Origin of the sequence: Janthinobacterium longum (assembly GCF_051380735.1) — a bacterium.
GTDB lineage: Bacteria > Pseudomonadota > Gammaproteobacteria > Burkholderiales > Burkholderiaceae_D > Janthinobacterium.
The window spans coordinates 41,445-59,534 of record NZ_JBNYXQ010000009.1 but is presented as its reverse complement, the minus strand read 5'-3'; the positions used below and the strand labels follow the sequence as shown (position 1 = coordinate 59,534).

Genomic DNA, 18,090 nt, shown 5'->3' with positions numbered 1-18,090 from the left:
TGGCGCAGCGGGTCGCCTTCCTTTATGATGATGCACGCCTGGCGCCTGACGCCCCATCCAACAATGGAGTTCCGCATGACATCCACTACCGCCCCCGTCATCCCCTACGGCACCTGGCCTTCGCCAATCAGCGCCGACATCGTCGCGGCCGGTGCTTCGCCGCTGACCCAGCTGGCGCTGGGCGGTGCGGACGGCGGCGATGTGTACTGGCTGGCGGGGCGCGCCAGCGAAGCGGGCCGCAACACCCTGCTGCGCCAGCGCGGCGCGCGTGTCGACGAGATCACGCCGGCGCCGTTCAATCTGCGCACGCGCGTGCATGAATACGGCGGCGGCGCCTATGCCATCGACGGCGAAAGCGTATATTTTTCACATTTTCTTGACAACCGCTTGTACCGCATCGAGGGCGACGCTGCGCCCGAAGCGTTCAGCGCCGGCGGCAATACCCGTTATGCCGACTTCGTGGTCGACCACGCGCGCGACCGCCTGATCGCGGTGCGCGAACAGCATCCGGCACAAGGCCATGCCCATCCCGAAAACACCCTGGCGGCGGTCGGCTTCGATGGCACCGAAACGGTATTGGCGCAGGGCCACGATTTTTATGCCGCGCCGCGTTTGTCAGCGGATGGCCGGCAACTGGCCTGGATTACCTGGGACCATCCGCGTCTGCCGTGGCAGGGCACTGAGTTGTGGCTGGCCGAGGTGCAGCCTGACGGCGGCCTGGGCACGCCACGCCTGGTGGCGGGCAGCGCAAGCGAATCGATATGCCAGCCGGAATGGTCGCCCGCCGGCGTGCTGCATTTTGTGTCGGACCGCAGTGGCTGGTGGAATCTGTACCGCCTGCACGGCGGCGCGGTGGAAGCGCTGTGCCCGATGGAAGCCGAATTTGCCACGCCGCACTGGACCTTTGGCGGCAGCCTGTACGGTTTCGTCTCCGACGATGAACTCATTTGCAGCTATATCGTGCAGGGCGTGAGCCACCTGGCCCGCCTGACGGTGGGCGCGGCCAGGCTGGAAGCCTTGCCGCACCCGTACCAGGAAATCCGCGAACTGCGGGTCGGGCCCGGCTATGTGGCCTTGCTGGGCGGCAGCCCCACCATCGCGCTGGAACTGGCGCGCATCGACCTGTCGAACCATGAACTGGAAGTGCTGGCGCAATCGATCACCGAGCTGCCTGCACTCGACTACTTGTCGGTGCCGCGCAGCATCAGCTACCCGACGACCGGCGGCCGCACCGCGCACGCGTTTTTCTATCCACCGGTCAATGGCGACGTGCAAGCACCAGCCGATACCCTGCCGCCTGTCATCGTCATCAGCCATGGCGGCCCGACCAGCATGGCCAGCAATACCCTGAAGCTGGCGACGCAGTACTGGACCAGCCGCGGCATCGGTGTGCTCGACGTCAACTATGGCGGCAGCAGCGGCTTTGGCCGGCAATACCGCGACGCGCTGCGCGGCCAATGGGGCATCGTCGACGTGGATGACTGCATCGCCGGCGCGCGCTACCTGGTCGAACAGGGCCTGGCCGATGGCGAGCGCCTGATCATCCGCGGCGGCAGCGCCGGCGGCCTGACCACCTTGTGCGCGCTGACCTTCCACGATGTGTTCAAGGCCGGCGCCAGCTACTATGGCGTATCGGACCTGAAAGGGCTGGACCTCGATTCGCACAAATTCGAATCGCACTACAATGACTACCTGATCGCTTCGCAGCCCGAGGCCGAAGCGCTGTACCGGGCCCGTTCGCCGATCCACCACACCGATAAACTGTCGCGGCCGATGATTTTCTTCCAGGGCCTGGACGACAAGGTGGTGCCGCCGCAGCAGTCGCAGTTGATGGTCGACGCCCTGAAAGCCGGTGGCGTGCCGGTCGCCTATGTGCCACTGGAGGGCGAAGGCCATGGTTTCCGCAAGGCCGAAAACATTATCCGCACCCTGGAAGCAGAACTGTATTTTTATCGGCGCGTGTTGCGGCTGGCCACGCCGCAAGGCGAGGCGCCGGTGCAGATCGACAATCTGCCAGCCTGATCGTTTCATTCACTCACCAAGAACAGCCGCATGACCGACCAGCAATTGCTTGAACAATTCGACGCCCTGCACCTGCACGAGAAGATGATCCTCGCCTTGCTGGCCATCGTCGGCGAGCCGGTCGGCAAGCACGCCGTGTATGAACACCTGCAGCGCGCCAATATCGGCGAACCCGACTGCACGCCCTTCAAATTGACCACGGTAACAGAGATGCTGCAGCGGCTGGCACGCCTGGCGCTGGCGACCGAGGTGGTGGGGCGCGGCTTTGCCTGCGAAGCGAAACTGCGCTGGCCGGCCATGCGCGAGGCGATCGAACACCTGCATTTTCGCGACCTGTGCCACGCGATCGAAACCATCAACCCGGTGCGCCGCAACTGGGACGGCTATGTGGAGTTGCGCAGCTACCGGCAAGGCGTGGCGCGCTTGCGCATCGCGCTGTTGCGCAATGACGAACGCAGCCAGGTAGCCAGCCTGCTGGCCGCCTGCATGGCCTGCTATGAAGCGCAGCAGCTGCATCCGCTGATCGAGATTTGCGGCCGGCCGTTCGAACCGGCGATGCTGCCGTATATCGTGCCGCAGCTGCAGGACGAGATCCTGGCCGTGCTGCTGGCCAATGCGCCGCGCGAGCCCGCCATGGCGCCGGCCATTCGCGTCTATGCCCGCACGCATTTCGCGGCGCAGACGGCGGCCGGCGACTGGATTGCCCCGGCGCTGCCGCTTGCCCTGGCTGAAGACGCCATCCTGTGCGGTGAGCTGGAGCAGGCAGCCGCTTACCTGGCCGGCCTGGAAGGCGCGCAGACCCTGTATATCGACAGCACCATCGCCGTGCTGCGCGGCGAACATGCCCAGGCGCTGGCCGGCTTTGAAGCAGCCCTGAAAGCGCTTCGCAAGGAAAACAGCAAGCGCAAGCTGCTGTTTACCGGCATCGGCGGCCACCTGTACATGCTGGCACTATTGAAAAGCGGTGACGCCAAGCACCTGAAAACGGCCGAGACCTATCTCGATATCGCCGTGCGAGCCCAGCCCAACCACGACAGCACCGTCTACCAGCAGCTGCATATGCTGCGCCTGGTGCGCGCCGGCGTGATGCAGGCCGAACTGGTGCCAACGCGCCACTGGGAAACCGCCTTGCAGGCGCAGCTGTTCCAGGGTTTGCTGTATTACTGGCTGTCGCTGCCGCAGTTCGCCGGGCACCAGCCGGAGCTGCTGGCACTGGTGACACAGGCCCAGGCGGCAGGCTACGAGCTGATCGCGGCGCATGCGGCCGGCTTGCTGGGTTTATCTGGTGATACGGCCCGGGAACGCCAGGCCACGGCCCTGCGCGCCAAACATGGCTTGACCGACATGGCTCCGTGGTTCGAGCGCCAGGAAGCATGGCAGCGCCAGCTGAGCGCGCTGATCAATCTGCAGCCAGGCGCCACCAGCGAAGCACCGGGCAGCGCTTCGCGGCTGGTGTGGCTGGTGGCCTTCGACACCCGTTACGGCCTGACGGCGGTGGAAGTGCGCGAACAGAAGCGCGACGCGCGTGGCGGCTGGAGCAAGGGCCGCGCGATGAGTCTGAAACGCCTGGCTGAAGACGCGCACGAGCTCGATTTCCTGACACCGCACGATGTGCGCGCGGCGGCCAGCATCCTGCCCTTCAAGCAATATTACTCATCGGCGCCGCGCCATGAAATCGTGCCCGACAAGGCGGCCCTGCTGCTGGTAGGGCACCCGCTGGTATTCTGGCTCGACGCACCGGACACGCGCGTGGAGTTGCTGGCCGGCGCGCCGGAACTGTTGATCAAGTCGCACGACGGCCAGTTGTGGCTGGGCCTGCAGCCCCCCGTACCGGAGGAAGCGGTCGACGTGGTGGTGGTAAAGGAAACCCCGACCCGCTTGCGCGTGGTGCATATCCAGGACGAGCACCGGCGCATCGCCGCCATCGTCGGCCTGGGCTTGTCGGTGCCGCTGCATGCGGAAAAACAGGTGCTGCAGGCGATCGCCGCCATCTCGTCGATCGTCACGGTGCAATCCGATATCGGCGGCGGTGTGGTAGACGCCGAAGTGATCACGGCCGATCCGCGCCTGCACGTCCACCTGCTGCCCTACAGCCAGGGCCTCAAAATGCAGATCCTGGTGCGCCCACTGGTCGACAGCGGCGCTTACTATGCCCCCGGCAGCGGCGCCGAAAGCGTGTTTGCCGACGTCGCCGGGCGCGCGGTGCAGGCGCGGCGCGACCTGAACGCCGAGCGCGAAGCGCAGCGCCAGCTGATAGGCAAGTGTCTGGTGCTGGAACAGGCCGAGGAAGAGCATGGCGAATGGCTGCTGGGCCAGCCGTCGCTGTCCCTGCAATTGCTGGTGGAACTGCAGGAGCTCGATCCCGCCGGGCTGGTGCTGGCCTGGCCCGAAGGCGAATCGATGCGCGTGTCGAAACGCATCGACAGCGGCCAGATGCGGCTCAATATCAAAAGTGAAAAAGACTGGTTTGCCGCCAGCGGCGAAGTGCAGATCGACGAAGACAAGGTGATGGACCTGCGCGCGCTGCTGGACCTGATGCAGAACAACAAGAGCCGCTTCGTGGCGCTGGGCGACAACCAGTTCCTGGCGCTCAGCGACGAACTGCACCGGCGCCTGTCCGAACTGGCCGCCTATGGGCAGCTGCAGGAAGATGGCGTGCAGATCCATCCGCTGGCAGCGTTTGCGCTGGAAGAGCTGGCCAATGATGCGGGCGGCGTGAAAGCCGACAAGCTGTGGCGCGAACACCTGCTGCGCCTGCGTGCGCTGGACGACTTTACGCCACAACTGCCCTCCACCTTGCAAGCGGACCTGCGCGACTACCAGCTGGCCGGCTTCGAGTGGCTGGCGCGCCTGGCCAACTGGGGCGTGGGCGCCTGCCTGGCCGACGACATGGGTCTCGGCAAGACGCTGCAGGCGCTGGCGCTGATCTTGTCGCGCGCACCGAACGGGCCGACGCTGGTGGTGGCGCCAACTTCCGTGTGCATGAACTGGCTATCCGAGGCGCAGCGCTTCGCGCCCACCCTGCAGCTGAAACTGTTTGGCAACGGCGACCGTGCCGACATGCTCGACAAGCTGCAGCCATTCGACCTGGTGGTGACCAGCTATGGTTTGCTGCAGCAGGAAGCGGCGCTGTTTGCCGGCGTGCGCTGGCATACGATTGTGCTCGATGAAGCGCAGGCCATCAAGAACGGCGCAACCAAGCGCTCGCAGGCGGTGATGGCGCTGCAGGGGGACTTTCGCATGGTGGCCAGCGGCACACCGCTGGAAAATCACCTGGGTGAATTGTGGAATCTGTTCCGCTTCATCAACCCCGGTTTGCTCGGTACGCTGGACCAGTTCAACCTGCGTTTTGCCGGCCCGATCGAAAAAGACCAGGACAAGCGCGCCGCAGCCGGCGCCCGTTTGCGGCTGCGCCGCCTGATCGCGCCGTTCATCTTGCGCCGCACCAAGACGCAAGTGCTGTCGGAACTGCCACCGCGCACGGAGATCGTGCTGGAAGTGCAATTGTCGCCGCAAGAGACCGCCTTGTATGAGTCGTTGCGCCGCGAAGCGCTGGAAAAGCTGGCGATGGTGGAAGGGCCTGCCTCGAAAAAAGCCATCCAGATCCTGGCCGAAATCATGAAGCTGCGCCGCGCCTGCTGCAACCCGCAGCTGGTGGCGCCGGAACTGGGCCTGGCCAGCAGCAAGCTGGCGGCGTTTGCCGGACTGCTGTCGGGCTTGCTGGAAAACCGCCACAAGGTACTGGTATTCAGCCAGTTTGTCGACCATCTGACCCTGATCCGCCAGCACCTGGAACAGCATGGCGTGCAATACCAGTATCTCGACGGCAGTACCACCATGCAGGAGCGCAAGCGGCGCGTCGACGCCTTCCAGGCGGGCGAGGGCGAGGTGTTCCTGATCAGCCTGAAAGCGGGCGGCATGGGCATCAACCTGACGGCGGCCGACTACGTGATCCATATGGACCCGTGGTGGAATCCGGCGGTGGAAGACCAAGCGTCGGACCGTGCCCACCGCATGGGGCAGCTGCGCCCGGTGACCATCTACCGGCTGGTGGCCAAACACACGATCGAGGAAGGCATCGTCGAATTGCACCAGCACAAGCGCGACCTGGCCGACAGCCTGCTCGAAGGCAGCGACGCGGCCGCGCGCATGTCGGCCCAGGATATGTTGGGCATGCTGCAGGAAGGCTTGAAAAAATAAGCGTGGCGCGAAACGGGCGGCTTGATTCCATGCGATGATGTTTTTTCCCTGGATTACGATTGCGCCCATGACCGACCCACTTGCCATTTCCACCAACGCCAGCCCGCGTGCGATTTTTTTATGCGGCAAGTCCTGGACCGCGTATGCCGGCACTTTCACGATCGCGGTGCTGCTGTTTTTCGCCGCCCTGCCGCTGGCGTTCAAGTACAACACGCGCGCCGCCTTTATCGTACTGATCGGCTCGGCGCTGATCGTCGGCTACCGCCTGCTGACCATCCGCAGCCATCAGTTGTATTACGACGAGGCGGGCGTGTGGCTCGCTTCCGGCATCTTGCCATGGAAGAAAAAACTGACGGGCGTGCTGTGGCGTGACATGGACCAGGCCAGTGCCGAGACCAACTTCTGGAGCTGGCTGTTCCGCTCATACACAGTGCGTATCGGCCTGCGCGCCACGCGACAAACGGTGATTCACGCGAGCGGCATGGCGCGCGGCAAGCAGGCCGTCGACACCATCAACAGCCGGCTGCAGGAGCTGCTGGACAGCCGCGCCGTCGTCGCCTGAAACCCGGAGCCTCGTGTAAAGCTGGCGCAACGCCGGCGATTGATGCTAATCTTTGCACCGCCACGGCAAGCACAGCAGGGGGTGCAATCGTTGTTTGTTACCGACATTATCAGTTTAATATTTACTGATAAACACAAATAACCAAATAATCAAGAGAATACTTATGATGATAAGAAACAAAGTTGCACTCGCAGCATTGATGATGGCGTTCACGCTGTCGCCGGCCGGCGCCGCCGGGAAACCGCAGAAAAACGGCAAGGCCAGCACCGGCAAGAAGGCGGCCGTCGCCGGCGCCACTGCCACAGCCACTGCCGCAGCGGCCGCCACCACTGAAAACAGCCGCGACCGCACCATGAATTACCTCAGTGGCCAGTTCCTGACCAATCTGTGGCGCCTCGATCCGGAAAGCGCGATTTCCGCCGGCAAGTATGATGGCGCGGCCAACCTGACCATCCCGGACGCGGCCTACCGCCAGCGCCAGCTGGCCTTTATCGACGAGTGGCTGGAAAAATTCGGCAAGCTCGATGGCAGCAAAATGTCGGACAAACAACGCACCGACCTGGCCCTGCTGACCAACAAGCTGCAGTCGGACCGCTGGTACCTGACCACCTTCCGCGAATTCGAATGGAATCCGGCCATGTACAACGTGGCCAGTTCCATCGACTACATCCTCAACACGGAATACGCTTCGCAGCCACAGCGCCTGCGCACCCTGCTCAAGCGCATCGCCACCGTGCCGCAATACTATGTGGCCGCGCGTGCCAGCATCGTCAACCCGACCCGCGAGCATACGCAACTGGCGATTGCCCAGAGCGCCGGCGTGCTGACCGTGCTCGACGACCTGAACAAGGCAGCGCAGGCGTCTATCCTGACGCCGACCGAAAAGCAGCTGTACAACACGCGCGTCACGGCGGCGCGCACGGCCGTGCAAGGCTATGCCGCATGGCTGACGGAACAGGACGCCGCCCTGGCGCAAAACGGCGCGCGTTCTTTCCGCATCGGCAAGGAGCTGTACGAACAGAAGTTCAATTACGATATCCAGGCCAGCGTCAGCGCCGAGCAGATGTACCAGAAGGCCCTGGCGGCGCGTGAAAAACTGCTTGAACACATGGACAGCCTGTCCGACGAGCTGTGGACCAAAACCATGGGCAACGTCGCCAAGCCACAGGACCGCAACCAGAAGATCGGCATGGTGATCGACAAGCTGTCCAGCAACCATGTGGCGCCGGCAGATTTTGTGCCGGAAATCCGCCGCCAGATTCCGCAACTGCAAGAATGGGTCACCAGCCACAACCTGCTGACGATGGACCCGCAAAAACCGCTGGTGGTGCGCGAAACGCCGCCGTACCAGCGCGGCGTGGCCGGCGCCAGCATCGAAGCGCCTGGCCCGTATCGTCCACAGGACCGCACCTATTACAACGTGACGCCGCTCGACGGCGAAACGCCGGAACAGGCGGAAAGCAGCTTGCGCGAATATAACCACTGGATCTTGCAGATCCTGAATATTCACGAAGCGATTCCCGGCCATTACACCCAGCTGGTCTATGCCAACAAGTCGCCTTCGCTGATCAAGTCCATCTTCGGCAACGGCGCCATGGTCGAGGGCTGGGCCGTGTACGGCGAGCGCATGATGCTTGAATCGGGCTATGGCAACAATGAAGCGGAAATGTGGCTGATGTACTCGAAGTGGAACTTGCGCAGCGTCACCAACACCATCCTCGATTACAGCGTGCACGTGCTGGGCATGACGGAAGCGCAGGCGATCGACCTGCTGACGCGCCAGGCCTTCCAGACCAGGCGCGAAGCGACGGAAAAGTGGCGCCGTGTACAACTCAGTTCGGTGCAACTGACCAGCTACTTCAGTGGCTACAGCGAAATCATGGACCTGCGTGAACAGCGCAAGCAGGCACTGGGCAGCCGCTTCGTGCTGAAGGATTTCCATGAGCAATTCCTCAGCTACGGCAGTGCGCCGGTCAAGGTGATCAAGGAACTGATGCAGTAAAGCTTTAACCGATAGCGTTTGCTCCAAACATTAAAAAAGCCGCTGCTTCCAGGGAAGACAGCGGCTTTTTTGCATGGCGCACGGCAAAACGTCTAGGAGGCTTCTTCCGGCGCCTGCGTGGCCCTGACAAACATCGGCGCCACCAGCAGGCCCAGTTCGAACAGCAGACACATCGGGAGGGCCAGCGCGAACTGGCTGACGATATCGGGTGGCGTGACGATGGCGGCGATCACGAAGGCGCCAACGATTACGTAGGGGCGCACTTCCTTGAGCTTGACAATGCTGACCAGACCCATGCGCACCAGGATCACCACCACCACCGGTACTTCGAAGGTGGCGCCAAAGGCCAGGCACATCGACATGACGAAATCGAGGTAGTTTTCAATATCGGGGGTCACCGCAATCGACGTCGGTGAAAAGTTGCTGATGAAATGAAACACGCGGCCAAATACAAAGAAATAGCAGAAGGCCACGCCGGCCATGAACAGCAGCGAGGACGAGATCACCAGTGGCGCGACCAGCCGCTTTTCATGCGTGTACAAACCAGGGGCGATAAATGCCCACATCTGGTACAGCACCCACGGCAGGGCAACGATAATGGAGATCACCAGCGTGACCTTCATCGGTACCAGGAACGGCGAAATGACGCCAGTGGCGATCATTTTCGAGCCGACCGGCAGCGAGGCGATCATCGGCGCGGCGATAAAGTCGTAGATCTGGGCCGGGCCGGGCCAATAAAACAGCACTGCGCACACCACCGCGATGCCGATCGAAGCCTTGACCAGGCGGTCGCGCAACTCGACCAGATGCGAGATAAAGGTGTCTTCCACCGGAGATTTGTCGCTCATGAATAAAAAGACGATGGGGAGGAGGCGCTGCGCGGCCTGAAGCGCGCCACGCGGGCAGCGGCCGACTGCACATGCTGCTTGCCGCCATGGCGCTGTTTATACCAGCCGGGAATGGCGGAATTGCGCACCAGTTTCTTGCGGCGGAACTCGCGCGCCTTGCGTGCCAGGTCATCCTGGGTGGCGCGCAGCATGGCTTCATGCGCATCGTGGCCGTCGTGGTCCTGCGCCGCATACACGGAAGTATCGCCGCGCCAGGCGTTTTCCACCTCGGCAAGATTACCTGAAATCGAATTTTCCACGCCATGCATGGATTTCTCCACGCTCTGCTTGACCGACTCGGCCGCCTCCTGCACTTCTTTCTGCAGGTTTTTCAGCTCTTCGAGTTCGATTTCACGCGTGACTTCGGATTTCACCTGGTTCAGGTAGCGCTGCGCCCGGCCATACAGGGTACCGGCCATGCGTGCCACCTTGGGCAGCTTTTCCGGGCCGATAACGATCAGCGCCACCACGCCAATGATGGCGATTTTAGAGAGACCGAGATCGATCATAAGCGTTCAAGTGCTTCAGACGGGCAAGGCACAGGCCCCGCCACGCCATCAGAACTTGCTTTTCTCTTTCGTGTCGACGTCGATCGTGCTTTTGTCGGCCACTTGCGATGGCGGCACGGGAGGGGTATTCACGGGCGGTTTTTCGTCGTCGCCCTTGATGCCATCCTTGAAGCCTTTGACTGCCTTGCCGATATCACCGCCCATATTGCCCAGTTTCTTGGTGCCAAAAACCAGCATCACGATCACGAGGACGATCAGCCAGTGCCAAATACTCAATGAACCCATCACATTCTCCTTGCGGGACAGCGCCCGAGTAGCGTCAACCAATGCCGGTAGTATACACGCGAACCTTGCCGGTTGCGTAAAGTCAGTGCTGGCCGCGCCATGGACGCGGGCCACCATATACATGCATATGCAGGTGGTACACCTCCTGGCCGCCGTCCGGACCGCTGTTGACCAGGGTCTTGAAGCCGCCCGATGGCACGCCATCGGCGTCCATGCTGACAGCGCAGCCGAATTCGGCCGCCAGCTTCGGCGCCAGGCGCAACAGCTTGCCCAGCACGTCCACATGGCTGTCGTCGCAATCGGACAGGGTCGCCACATGGCGTTTCGGGATCAACAGCAGATGCACGGGTGCGGCCGGGTTGATATCTTTAAAGGCGAGCAAGTCGTCGTCCTCGTACACAATGGTCGACGGAATCTGTTTTGCAGCGATCTTGCAGAAAATACAGTTATCCACGCATGCTCCAGGGTTGGTCAGTGTTTGTCCGCTTCGCCGGCGTCGCGCAGCTCATCCTTGCGCGCGGCTTTTTCTTCCAGGCCAGACAGGCCTTCGCGGCGCGCCAGTTCATCGAGCACCTGCTGCGGCGTCAGCTCGAACTGGGCCAGCATGACCAGCGTATGAAACCACAGGTCGGCGCATTCGTACAGCACTTTGGACGGATCGTTGTCGCGCCGCGCATCCTTGGCGGCCATCACGGTTTCCGTCGCTTCTTCACCGATTTTTTTCAGGATCGCATCGTCGCCCTTGGCAAACAGGCGCGCCACATAGGAGGTGGCCGGGTCGCCGCCATTGGCCAGCTTGCGCGATTCGATCACGGCGGCCAGGCGTTTCAGGGTGTCGCTCATTTGTTCTTCGCTTGCGGGTAAATGGTGTCGGGGTCTTGCAGTACCGGTTCGGTGATCTGCCATTCGCCGGTCTTTTCATCGCCTTCGAACTTCTGGAAGAAGCAGGAATGGCGGCCGGTATGGCAGGCGATGCCGCCGGTCTGCTCAATTTTCAGCAAGATCACGTCTTCATCGCAATCGAGGCGGATTTCCAGCACTTTTTGCGTGTGGCCCGATTCCTCGCCCTTGTGCCACAGCTTCTTGCGCGAACGGCTCCAGTAGACGGCCTCGCCCAGTTCCACCGTGCGCGACAGCGCGTCGCGGTTCATCCAGGCGAACATCAGCACATCGTTGCTGCCCGCCTCCTGCGCGATCACGGGCACCAGGCCGTGTTCGTCCCATTTGACCTTTTTCAGCCACTTTGCATTGCTTGCGACCATAGTTCCGTTCTGCATATTATCGTTATCCTGTTAAACCAGGCGCATCGGAATGCCCTGCTGCGCCATGAAACGCTTGGCTTCCTGCACCGTGTGATGGCCATAGTGAAAGATGCTGGCGGCCAGCACCGCATCGGCGCGGCCCAGCTTGATGCCATCGGCCAGGTCCTGCAAGCCGCCCACGCCGCCCGAAGCGATCACGGGAATGCTGACGGCGTCGGATACGCCGCGCGTCAGGCCCAGGTCGAAGCCGATCCTGGTGCCGTCACGGTCCATGCTGGTGAGCAAAATTTCACCGGCGCCCAGGCTTTCCATCTTGCGCGCCCATTCGAACGCGTCGAGGCCGGTGGCGTTGCGCCCGCCATGGGTAAATACTTCCCACTTGCCCGGCGCCACCTGCTTGGCGTCGATCGCCACCACGATGCACTGCGAGCCATGTTTTTGCGACGCTTCGTACACCAGTTGCGGATTGGTCACGGCCGAGGTGTTGATGCTGACCTTGTCGGCACCCGCGTTGAGCAGGCGGCGCACGTCGTCGACCACGCGCACGCCACCGCCGACGGTCAGCGGAATGAATACCTGCGAGGCGACCGCTTCGATGATGTGGAAGATCAGGCCGCGGTTGTCGCTCGATGCCGTGATGTCGAGAAAAGTGATTTCGTCGGCGCCCTGCTCGTCATAGCGGCGCGCGATTTCCACCGGGTCACCGGCGTCGCGCAGTTCGGTGAAATTGACGCCCTTGACGACGCGGCCATTGGTCACGTCCAGGCAGGGGATGATTCGTTTTGCAAGCATGATTAATCCAGATTGTCGCCACAAGAAAACCGGGACGCATGCGCCCCGGCGTGCTGCCTTATGCCTCGGTGCCAGCGTCCGTATCAGGTTCGATGTCGCCGCTGAGCTCGTCGGCGCGCAGTTGCGCCGAGGCCAGGTCGATCGTGCCTTCGTAGATGGAACGGCCGCAGATCACGCCTTCGATGCCTTCGTCCTGCACCGCGCACAGCGCTTCGACGTCGCCCAGGTTATGCAGGCCGCCTGACGCGATCACGGGAATTTTCACCGCTTGCGCCAGCTTGACGGTGGCGTCGATATTGATGCCACCCATCATGCCGTCGCGGCCGATATCGGTATAGATAATCGACTCGACGCCATAAGCTTCGAATTTTTTCGCCAGGTCAATCACTTCATGGCCCGACATCTTGCTCCAGCCATCGGTGGCCACTTTGCCATCCTTGGCGTCCAGGCCGACGATGATATGGCCGGGGAAGGCGCTGCAGGCGTCATGCAGGAAGCCCGGGCTTTTCACGGCCGCCGTGCCGATGATGATGTAGCTGATGCCGGCGTCCAGGTAGCGCTCGATGGTATCGAGGTCGCGGATGCCGCCGCCCAGCTGCACCGGGATTTCGTCGATATCGTTTTCTACCGCGAAATCCTGCACGGCTTTCAGGATGGCCTTGACGGCGCCTTCATTTTTCGGTTTGCCGGCAAACGCGCCGTTCAGGTCGACCAGATGCAGCCGCCGCGCGCCTTGCATCAGCCAATGGCGGGCCATTTCAGCCGGGTCTTCGGAAAATACAGTGGCAAGTTCCATATCGCCTTGTTTCAGGCGTACGCAGTGACCGTCTTTCAGGTCGATGGCGGGAATAAGCAGCATGGTCAGTGTGGTTTAAGGTGAGTGAGTAGCAAAAGGTTCTGGGAAAGCAACGGTCAAGGTCAGGGTTGCCAGTGAACGAAGTTCTGGTACAGCTGCAAACCGGCGGCAGCACTTTTTTCAGGGTGGAACTGTGTAGCGAAAATATTATCACGCGCAACGGCGCACGCGAACGGCTGGCCGTAGATAGTCTGGCCAACAGTATGGGCTGCCTCTTGAGGCTGAGCAAAATAGCTGTGCACGAAATAGAAATAGGCATCGTCGGCGATGCCGTCCCACAGGACGTGCGGCGCCGTTTGTTTCACCTGGTTCCAGCCCATTTGCGGCACCTTGAAGCGCGAGCCGTCTTCCTGCAGCTGGCCGTCGAGCTGGAAACGCACGACTTTGCCGGGCAACAAGCCCAGTCCGGCCGCATCGCCCTCTTCGCTGCCATCGAACAGCATCTGCTCGCCGATGCACACACCAAGCACCGGCTTGCTGTCAGCGGCGCGCAGCAGCGCTTCCATCACGCCCGATTCGCGCAGGCTGCGCATGCAGTCAGGCATCGCGCCCTGGCCCGGCAGCACGATGCGGTCTGCGCTGTCGATGTCCTGCGCCAGGCCCGAAATGCGCACGTCCGCTTCCGGCGCCACGGCGCGCAGCGCCTGCGCCACCGAGCGCAGGTTGCCCATGCCGTAATCCACCACCACAATCTTGTTCATGTGTTTTATTCAGTCTGAAAATCGATGAAAACGATGCAAGGCCGGCGCTTACAGGCTGCCCTTGGTCGATGGAATGATGCCGGCCGCGCGCTCGTCGAGCTCGGCGGCCATCCGCAGTGCGCGGCCAAAGGCCTTGAACACGGTTTCGCACTGGTGGTGGGCATTGGTGCCGCGCAGGTTGTCGATATGCAGGGTCACGCCCGCGTGGTTGACAAAGCCGCGGAAAAATTCCAGGGTCAGGTCGACGTCGAAGCCGGCGATCATCGCCCGCGTAAACGGAATATGGTATTCGATGCCCGGGCGGCCCGAGAAGTCGAGCACCACGCGTGACAGCGCTTCGTCCAGCGGCACATAGGCGTGGCCGTAGCGGCGGATGCCCTTCTTGTCGCCGATCGCCTTGGCCAACGCCATGCCCAGCGTGATGCCGACATCTTCCACCGTATGGTGGTTGTCGATATGCACGTCGCCCGTCGCCGTGATGTCCAGGTCGATCAGGCCGTGGCGGGCGATCTGGTCCAGCATATGGTCGAGGAAGGGCACGCCGGTATCCAGCTTTTGCTGGCCGGTGCCGTCGAGGTTGATGACGACGCGAACTTGCGTCTCATTGGTATTGCGCGTGATATCTGCGGTGCGGTTCATGAGGGGACTCTGGCGATAGGCTAAACGAGGGATGCCTGGAAGGCATCGTAAAAAAGGGTGTTTTCTTCGGGAGTACTGACGCTGACACGCAGGCAATTGGCTAGCACAGCGTGCATTTTACTCATATTTTTGATTAAAACCCGGCGGGCAAGCAGTTTGGCGCAAACATCGTCGGCGTTGGCCACACGAATCAGGAGAAAATTTGCCTTCGATGGAAACACCGTCACGCCGGGCAGCGCTGCCAGCCTGGCGGCCAGCTCATCGCGTGCGCGGTTCAGCAAGGCGGCCTGGGCATTGAGCACGTCAAGATGGTCCAGCACGAACTCGGCCGCCACTTGCGTCAGGACGTTGACGTTGTATGGCGGGCGCACTTTCTCGAATTGTTCCAGCAAGGCTGGCGCGGCCGACATATAACCGAGACGGATGCCGGCCAGGCCAAGCTTCGATACGGTGCGCATCACCACCAGGTTGGCAAACTCGGGCAGGCGCCCCATGAAGCTCTGCTGCGCGAATGGTTCATACGCTTCGTCGAGCACGGCAATGCCGGTGTCACCGAGGGCAGTGATGATGCGCTCGATATCGGTCGCATCGAACAGGTTGCCGGTCGGATTATTAGGGTAAGCCAGGAACACCAGCGCTGGCCGGTACTGTTCGATGGCCGCCAGCATGGCGTCCAGGTCCAGGCTGAAATCGTCGTTGAGCGGCACGCCAACGAAATCCATGCCCGCAAACTGTGCCGAACGCGCATACATCACGAAGCCTGGCACCGGCGCGAGCATGACGGCACGCGGCGCCGGCGCTTGGCTGGCGCAGGCTACCGCCAGCATCGAAATGAGTTCATCGGAACCGTTACCGAGAATGACGTCATGGCCAGCCGGCACGCCGAGCTTGTTGCAGACTGCTGCTTTCAGGCTCTCGTACGAGTGCGGATAACGGTTCAGTACCGAGCCGGCCAGGCGTGTACCCAGTTCTTCGCGCAACGGTAGCGGCAGCAGATACGGGTTTTCCATCGCATCGAGCTTGAGATAGCCGCCCGCGTCGGCCACCTGATAGCTGTTGACGGCACGCACATCGGCACGCACCGTGTTGTTGATTAACTGATCGAGGAAAGACATGCTGCAAACACTCCTGACTTGAATGAAAATTTAAACTGCTGCGTCTTCCGGCACCACGGCGCGGCGGGGTTTCCTGGCTGCGGTTTTTTTGGCGGCAGGCCGGGTGACGGCTTTCTTTTTCGCCGGTGCGGCTGAAATTTCTTGCTCTTGCTCCTGCTCCTGCGCCGCCAGCCGCTGTTCGATAATCGTGCAGTAATCGGGGTTCAGTTCAAAACCGACGAAATCGCGCCCGCAGCGTTTGGCCGCCAGCGCCGTGGTGCCGCTGCCCATGAACAGGTCAAGCACCACGCCACCGGGCGGGCACGACGCTTTCACCATGCGCTCGATAATCACCAAGGGCTTCTGGGTCGGATGGTCGGCCCGTTCAGGATGCTCCTTGTGCAGGCGCGACACGCTCCACAAATCTTTCGGGTTATAGCCCAATTCCAGCCACTTGGCACCGACGAAGATCGAGCGTGAGCGCGCCTTTTTTGTCGCCGCGTCATACGCGATGCGCACCGCGTCGAGGTCAAAGTAATAATCCTTGCGCCTGACAAAAAACCCGATCGTGTCATGCACCGACGAAAAGCTGCGCACACTGCCGCCCATCGACGGCACACGCCGGTCCCAGATGATTTCATTCATCATCGTCATGCGCTGTTTCAGCATCACGAAGATCTCGGGCGAATTGCGCCAGGTGGTGAAAATATACAGGCTGCCATTGGCTTTCAGCTTGGGCAGCGCCGCATCGATCCACTGTTCGGTCCAGCGCAGGTAATCGGCTGCCGACTGCTGATCCGAGGCATTGCCGTAATCCTTGCCCAGGTTGTACGGCGGGTCGGTCAGGATCAGGTCGACCGCGCCATCGGGAATGCGCGCCAGCCCGGCCAGCGCGTCTTCGCACCAGACCCGGTTGATCCAGTCCTGCGCTGGCGCCGGCGATATCATTGCGGCTTCAGGCGCAGTTCGGCGCTGCGTGCGTGCGCCTGCAGGCCTTCGCCATAGGCCAGCGTAGCGGCCACTTTGCCCAACGTTTGTGCACCCGCTTCGCTGACATGAATGATCGACGAGCGCTTCTGGAAGTCATATACACCCAATGGCGACGAAAAGCGCGCCGTGCGCGAAGTCGGCAGCACGTGGTTGGGACCGCAGCAATAGTCGCCCAGCGATTCGGACGAAAAACGGCCGAGGAACATGGCGCCCGCATGGTTGATGCGATCGGCCCACTGCTGCGGGTTTTCCGCTGAAATTTCCAGGTGCTCGGCGGCGATGTTGTTGGCAATCGCGCACGCTTCTTCCATGTCGCGCACCTTGATCAGCGCGCCCCTGTCTTGCAGCGAGGTGCTGATGGTGGCCTGGCGCGGCATGGTCGGCAGCAGCCTGGCGATGCTTTCCTCGACGCGCGCGATGTAGCCGGCGTCCGGACACAGCAAAATGGCCTGGGCCAGTTCGTCGTGCTCGGCCTGCGAAAACAGGTCCATCGCCACCCAGTCCGGGTCGGTGCTGCCGTCGCACAGCACCAGAATTTCCGACGGACCGGCGATCATGTCGATGCCAACGATGCCGAACACGCGGCGCTTGGCGGCGGCCACATAGGCGTTGCCGGGGCCGACGATTTTGTCGACGGCGGCTATCGTGCGCGTGCCGTAGGCCAGGGCGCCGACCGCCTGTGCGCCACCGATGGTGATCACGCGCGTCACGCCGGCAATCGCGGCGGCGGCCAGCACCATCTGGTTCTTGATGCCGTCGGGAGTCGGTACCACCATGATGATCTCGGCCACCCCCGCCACATGGGCGGGAATCGCATTCATCAGCACCGACGACGGGTAGGCGGCCTTGCCACCCGGCACATAGATGCCGACCCGGTCCAGTGGCGTGATCTTCTGGCCCAGCACCGTGCCGTCCGCTTCGGTATAGCTAAAACCTTTCAGCTCGTCGCGCTGGCGCTCGTGGAACACACGGATGCGCTGCGCGGCGATCTGCAGCGCTTCACGCTGGGCCGATGGCAGGCCATTGAGCGCCGATTGCAGTTCGGCTTGCGAGATGTCGAAGGCTGCCATTTCGGCCGCGCCGCCATGCGGGATGCGGTCGAAACGATTGGTGTATTCCAGCACGGCGGCGTCGCCGCGCGTTTTCACATCGGCCAGGATCTTGGTCACCGACGTTTCAATCGCGTCATCGGTACCGGCTTCGAACGCCAGCAGCGTATCGAGCGACTGTTGAAAGCCATCCTGGCTTGAATCGAGCTTGCGTATCTGTATCGGCATAATGATCTTCCT

General features: G+C 62.0%; 17 protein-coding genes. 4 read left to right on the top strand and 13 right to left on the bottom strand.

The genetic code is table 11. The features are described from left to right. Nucleotides 1-75: 75 nt before the first annotated feature. The 4 genes from ACQ4WM_RS20070 (at nt 76) to ACQ4WM_RS20055 (ending at nt 8,786) form a co-directional block, all read left to right on the top strand. The gene (locus tag ACQ4WM_RS20070; RefSeq protein ID WP_436548423.1) at nt 76-2,022 is read left to right on the top strand and encodes a S9 family peptidase; all 1,947 of its coding nucleotides are present in this window, start codon (nt 76-78) and stop codon (nt 2,020-2,022) included. Between the two features lie 30 nt (nt 2,023-2,052). Continuing rightward, nucleotides 2,053-6,222 (top strand): SNF2-related protein, encoded by a 4,170-nt coding sequence (locus ACQ4WM_RS20065; RefSeq protein WP_436548422.1) that lies wholly within the window; start codon nt 2,053-2,055, stop codon nt 6,220-6,222. Nucleotides 6,223-6,289: 67 nt separating this feature from the next. Further along, nucleotides 6,290-6,784: a hypothetical protein gene (locus tag ACQ4WM_RS20060; protein WP_436548421.1), complete on the top strand. Its 495-nt coding sequence runs from the start codon at nt 6,290-6,292 to the stop codon at nt 6,782-6,784. Between the two features lie 166 nt (nt 6,785-6,950). Then, on the top strand, nt 6,951-8,786 hold the full coding sequence (locus ACQ4WM_RS20055) for a DUF885 domain-containing protein (RefSeq protein ID WP_436548536.1): 1,836 nt from the start codon (nt 6,951-6,953) through the stop codon (nt 8,784-8,786). A gap of 92 nt (nt 8,787-8,878) precedes the next feature. Here the strand turns inward: ACQ4WM_RS20055 and tatC are convergent, their stop codons facing one another. The 13 genes from tatC to hisD form a co-directional block, all read right to left on the bottom strand. Then, the gene (gene tatC / locus ACQ4WM_RS20050; protein ID WP_436548420.1) at nt 8,879-9,634 is read right to left on the bottom strand and encodes a twin-arginine translocase subunit TatC; all 756 of its coding nucleotides are present in this window, start codon (nt 9,632-9,634) and stop codon (nt 8,879-8,881) included. Next, nucleotides 9,631-10,182 (bottom strand): Sec-independent protein translocase protein TatB, encoded by a 552-nt coding sequence (gene tatB, locus ACQ4WM_RS20045; protein ID WP_436548419.1) that lies wholly within the window; start codon nt 10,180-10,182, stop codon nt 9,631-9,633. The genes tatC and tatB overlap by 4 nt, the downstream gene beginning before the upstream one ends. Nucleotides 10,183-10,230: 48 nt before the next feature. Further along, entirely contained in the window at nt 10,231-10,467 is a 237-nt protein-coding gene (tatA, locus tag ACQ4WM_RS20040) for a Sec-independent protein translocase subunit TatA (protein WP_436548418.1), read from the bottom strand. Nucleotides 10,468-10,549: 82 nt separating this feature from the next. Further along, nucleotides 10,550-10,921 carry a histidine triad nucleotide-binding protein gene (locus ACQ4WM_RS20035; RefSeq protein ID WP_436548417.1) on the bottom strand — a complete coding sequence of 124 codons (372 nt, stop codon included), beginning with the start codon at nt 10,919-10,921 and terminating at the stop codon, nt 10,550-10,552. 17 nt (nt 10,922-10,938) lie between these two features. Next, nucleotides 10,939-11,310, bottom strand: a complete 372-nt coding sequence (locus tag ACQ4WM_RS20030; RefSeq protein WP_436548416.1) for a phosphoribosyl-ATP diphosphatase — start codon at nt 11,308-11,310, stop codon at nt 10,939-10,941. Next, nucleotides 11,307-11,729 (bottom strand): phosphoribosyl-AMP cyclohydrolase, encoded by a 423-nt coding sequence (gene hisI, locus ACQ4WM_RS20025; protein WP_436548535.1) that lies wholly within the window; start codon nt 11,727-11,729, stop codon nt 11,307-11,309. Before hisI ends, ACQ4WM_RS20030 begins: the two co-directional genes overlap by 4 nt. Before the next feature lie 30 nt (nt 11,730-11,759). Next, on the bottom strand, nt 11,760-12,521 hold the full coding sequence (gene hisF / locus ACQ4WM_RS20020) for an imidazole glycerol phosphate synthase subunit HisF (protein ID WP_436548415.1): 762 nt from the start codon (nt 12,519-12,521) through the stop codon (nt 11,760-11,762). 58 nt (nt 12,522-12,579) lie between these two features. Continuing rightward, nucleotides 12,580-13,380, bottom strand: coding sequence for a 1-(5-phosphoribosyl)-5-[(5-phosphoribosylamino)methylideneamino]imidazole-4-carboxamide isomerase (hisA, locus tag ACQ4WM_RS20015; RefSeq protein WP_436548414.1), 801 nt, complete (start codon nt 13,378-13,380; stop codon nt 12,580-12,582). A 59-nt stretch (nt 13,381-13,439) separates the two neighbouring features. Then, on the bottom strand, nt 13,440-14,078 hold the full coding sequence (gene hisH, locus ACQ4WM_RS20010) for an imidazole glycerol phosphate synthase subunit HisH (protein ID WP_436548413.1): 639 nt from the start codon (nt 14,076-14,078) through the stop codon (nt 13,440-13,442). 48 nt (nt 14,079-14,126) lie between these two features. Continuing rightward, a complete protein-coding gene (gene hisB, locus ACQ4WM_RS20005; RefSeq protein ID WP_436548412.1) occupies nt 14,127-14,717 on the bottom strand; it encodes an imidazoleglycerol-phosphate dehydratase HisB in 591 nt (196 codons plus the stop codon). A gap of 20 nt (nt 14,718-14,737) precedes the next feature. Beyond that, complete coding sequence (gene hisC / locus ACQ4WM_RS20000; protein ID WP_436548411.1) at nt 14,738-15,832, bottom strand: histidinol-phosphate transaminase; 1,095 nt, start codon at nt 15,830-15,832, stop codon at nt 14,738-14,740. Between the two features lie 30 nt (nt 15,833-15,862). Next, complete coding sequence (locus tag ACQ4WM_RS19995; protein ID WP_436548410.1) at nt 15,863-16,759, bottom strand: DNA-methyltransferase; 897 nt, start codon at nt 16,757-16,759, stop codon at nt 15,863-15,865. Next, nucleotides 16,756-18,078: a histidinol dehydrogenase gene (gene hisD, locus ACQ4WM_RS19990; RefSeq protein ID WP_436548409.1), complete on the bottom strand. Its 1,323-nt coding sequence runs from the start codon at nt 18,076-18,078 to the stop codon at nt 16,756-16,758. The genes ACQ4WM_RS19995 and hisD overlap by 4 nt, the downstream gene beginning before the upstream one ends. Nucleotides 18,079-18,090: the final 12 nt, after the last annotated feature.

Excerpts from the sequence above, each read along its gene's own strand:
- ACQ4WM_RS20070 (WP_436548423.1), top strand. The coding sequence starts at position 76 with ATGACATCCACTACCGCCCCCGTCATCCCCTACGGCACCTGGCCTTCG.
- ACQ4WM_RS20065 (WP_436548422.1), top strand. The coding sequence starts at position 2,053 with ATGACCGACCAGCAATTGCTTGAACAATTCGACGCCCTGCACCTGCAC.
- ACQ4WM_RS20060 (WP_436548421.1), top strand. The coding sequence starts at position 6,290 with ATGACCGACCCACTTGCCATTTCCACCAACGCCAGCCCGCGTGCGATT.
- ACQ4WM_RS20055 (WP_436548536.1), top strand. The coding sequence starts at position 6,951 with ATGATAAGAAACAAAGTTGCACTCGCAGCATTGATGATGGCGTTCACG.
- tatC (WP_436548420.1), bottom strand. The coding sequence starts at position 9,634 with ATGAGCGACAAATCTCCGGTGGAAGACACCTTTATCTCGCATCTGGTC.
- tatB (WP_436548419.1), bottom strand. The coding sequence starts at position 10,182 with ATGATCGATCTCGGTCTCTCTAAAATCGCCATCATTGGCGTGGTGGCG.
- tatA (WP_436548418.1), bottom strand. The coding sequence starts at position 10,467 with ATGGGTTCATTGAGTATTTGGCACTGGCTGATCGTCCTCGTGATCGTG.
- ACQ4WM_RS20030 (WP_436548416.1), bottom strand. The coding sequence starts at position 11,310 with ATGAGCGACACCCTGAAACGCCTGGCCGCCGTGATCGAATCGCGCAAG.
- hisI (WP_436548535.1), bottom strand. The coding sequence starts at position 11,729 with ATGGTCGCAAGCAATGCAAAGTGGCTGAAAAAGGTCAAATGGGACGAA.
- hisF (WP_436548415.1), bottom strand. The coding sequence starts at position 12,521 with ATGCTTGCAAAACGAATCATCCCCTGCCTGGACGTGACCAATGGCCGC.
- hisA (WP_436548414.1), bottom strand. The coding sequence starts at position 13,380 with ATGCTGCTTATTCCCGCCATCGACCTGAAAGACGGTCACTGCGTACGC.
- hisH (WP_436548413.1), bottom strand. The coding sequence starts at position 14,078 with ATGAACAAGATTGTGGTGGTGGATTACGGCATGGGCAACCTGCGCTCG.
- hisB (WP_436548412.1), bottom strand. The coding sequence starts at position 14,717 with ATGAACCGCACCGCAGATATCACGCGCAATACCAATGAGACGCAAGTT.
- hisC (WP_436548411.1), bottom strand. The coding sequence starts at position 15,832 with ATGTCTTTCCTCGATCAGTTAATCAACAACACGGTGCGTGCCGATGTG.
- ACQ4WM_RS19995 (WP_436548410.1), bottom strand. The coding sequence starts at position 16,759 with ATGATATCGCCGGCGCCAGCGCAGGACTGGATCAACCGGGTCTGGTGC.
- hisD (WP_436548409.1), bottom strand. The coding sequence starts at position 18,078 with ATGCCGATACAGATACGCAAGCTCGATTCAAGCCAGGATGGCTTTCAA.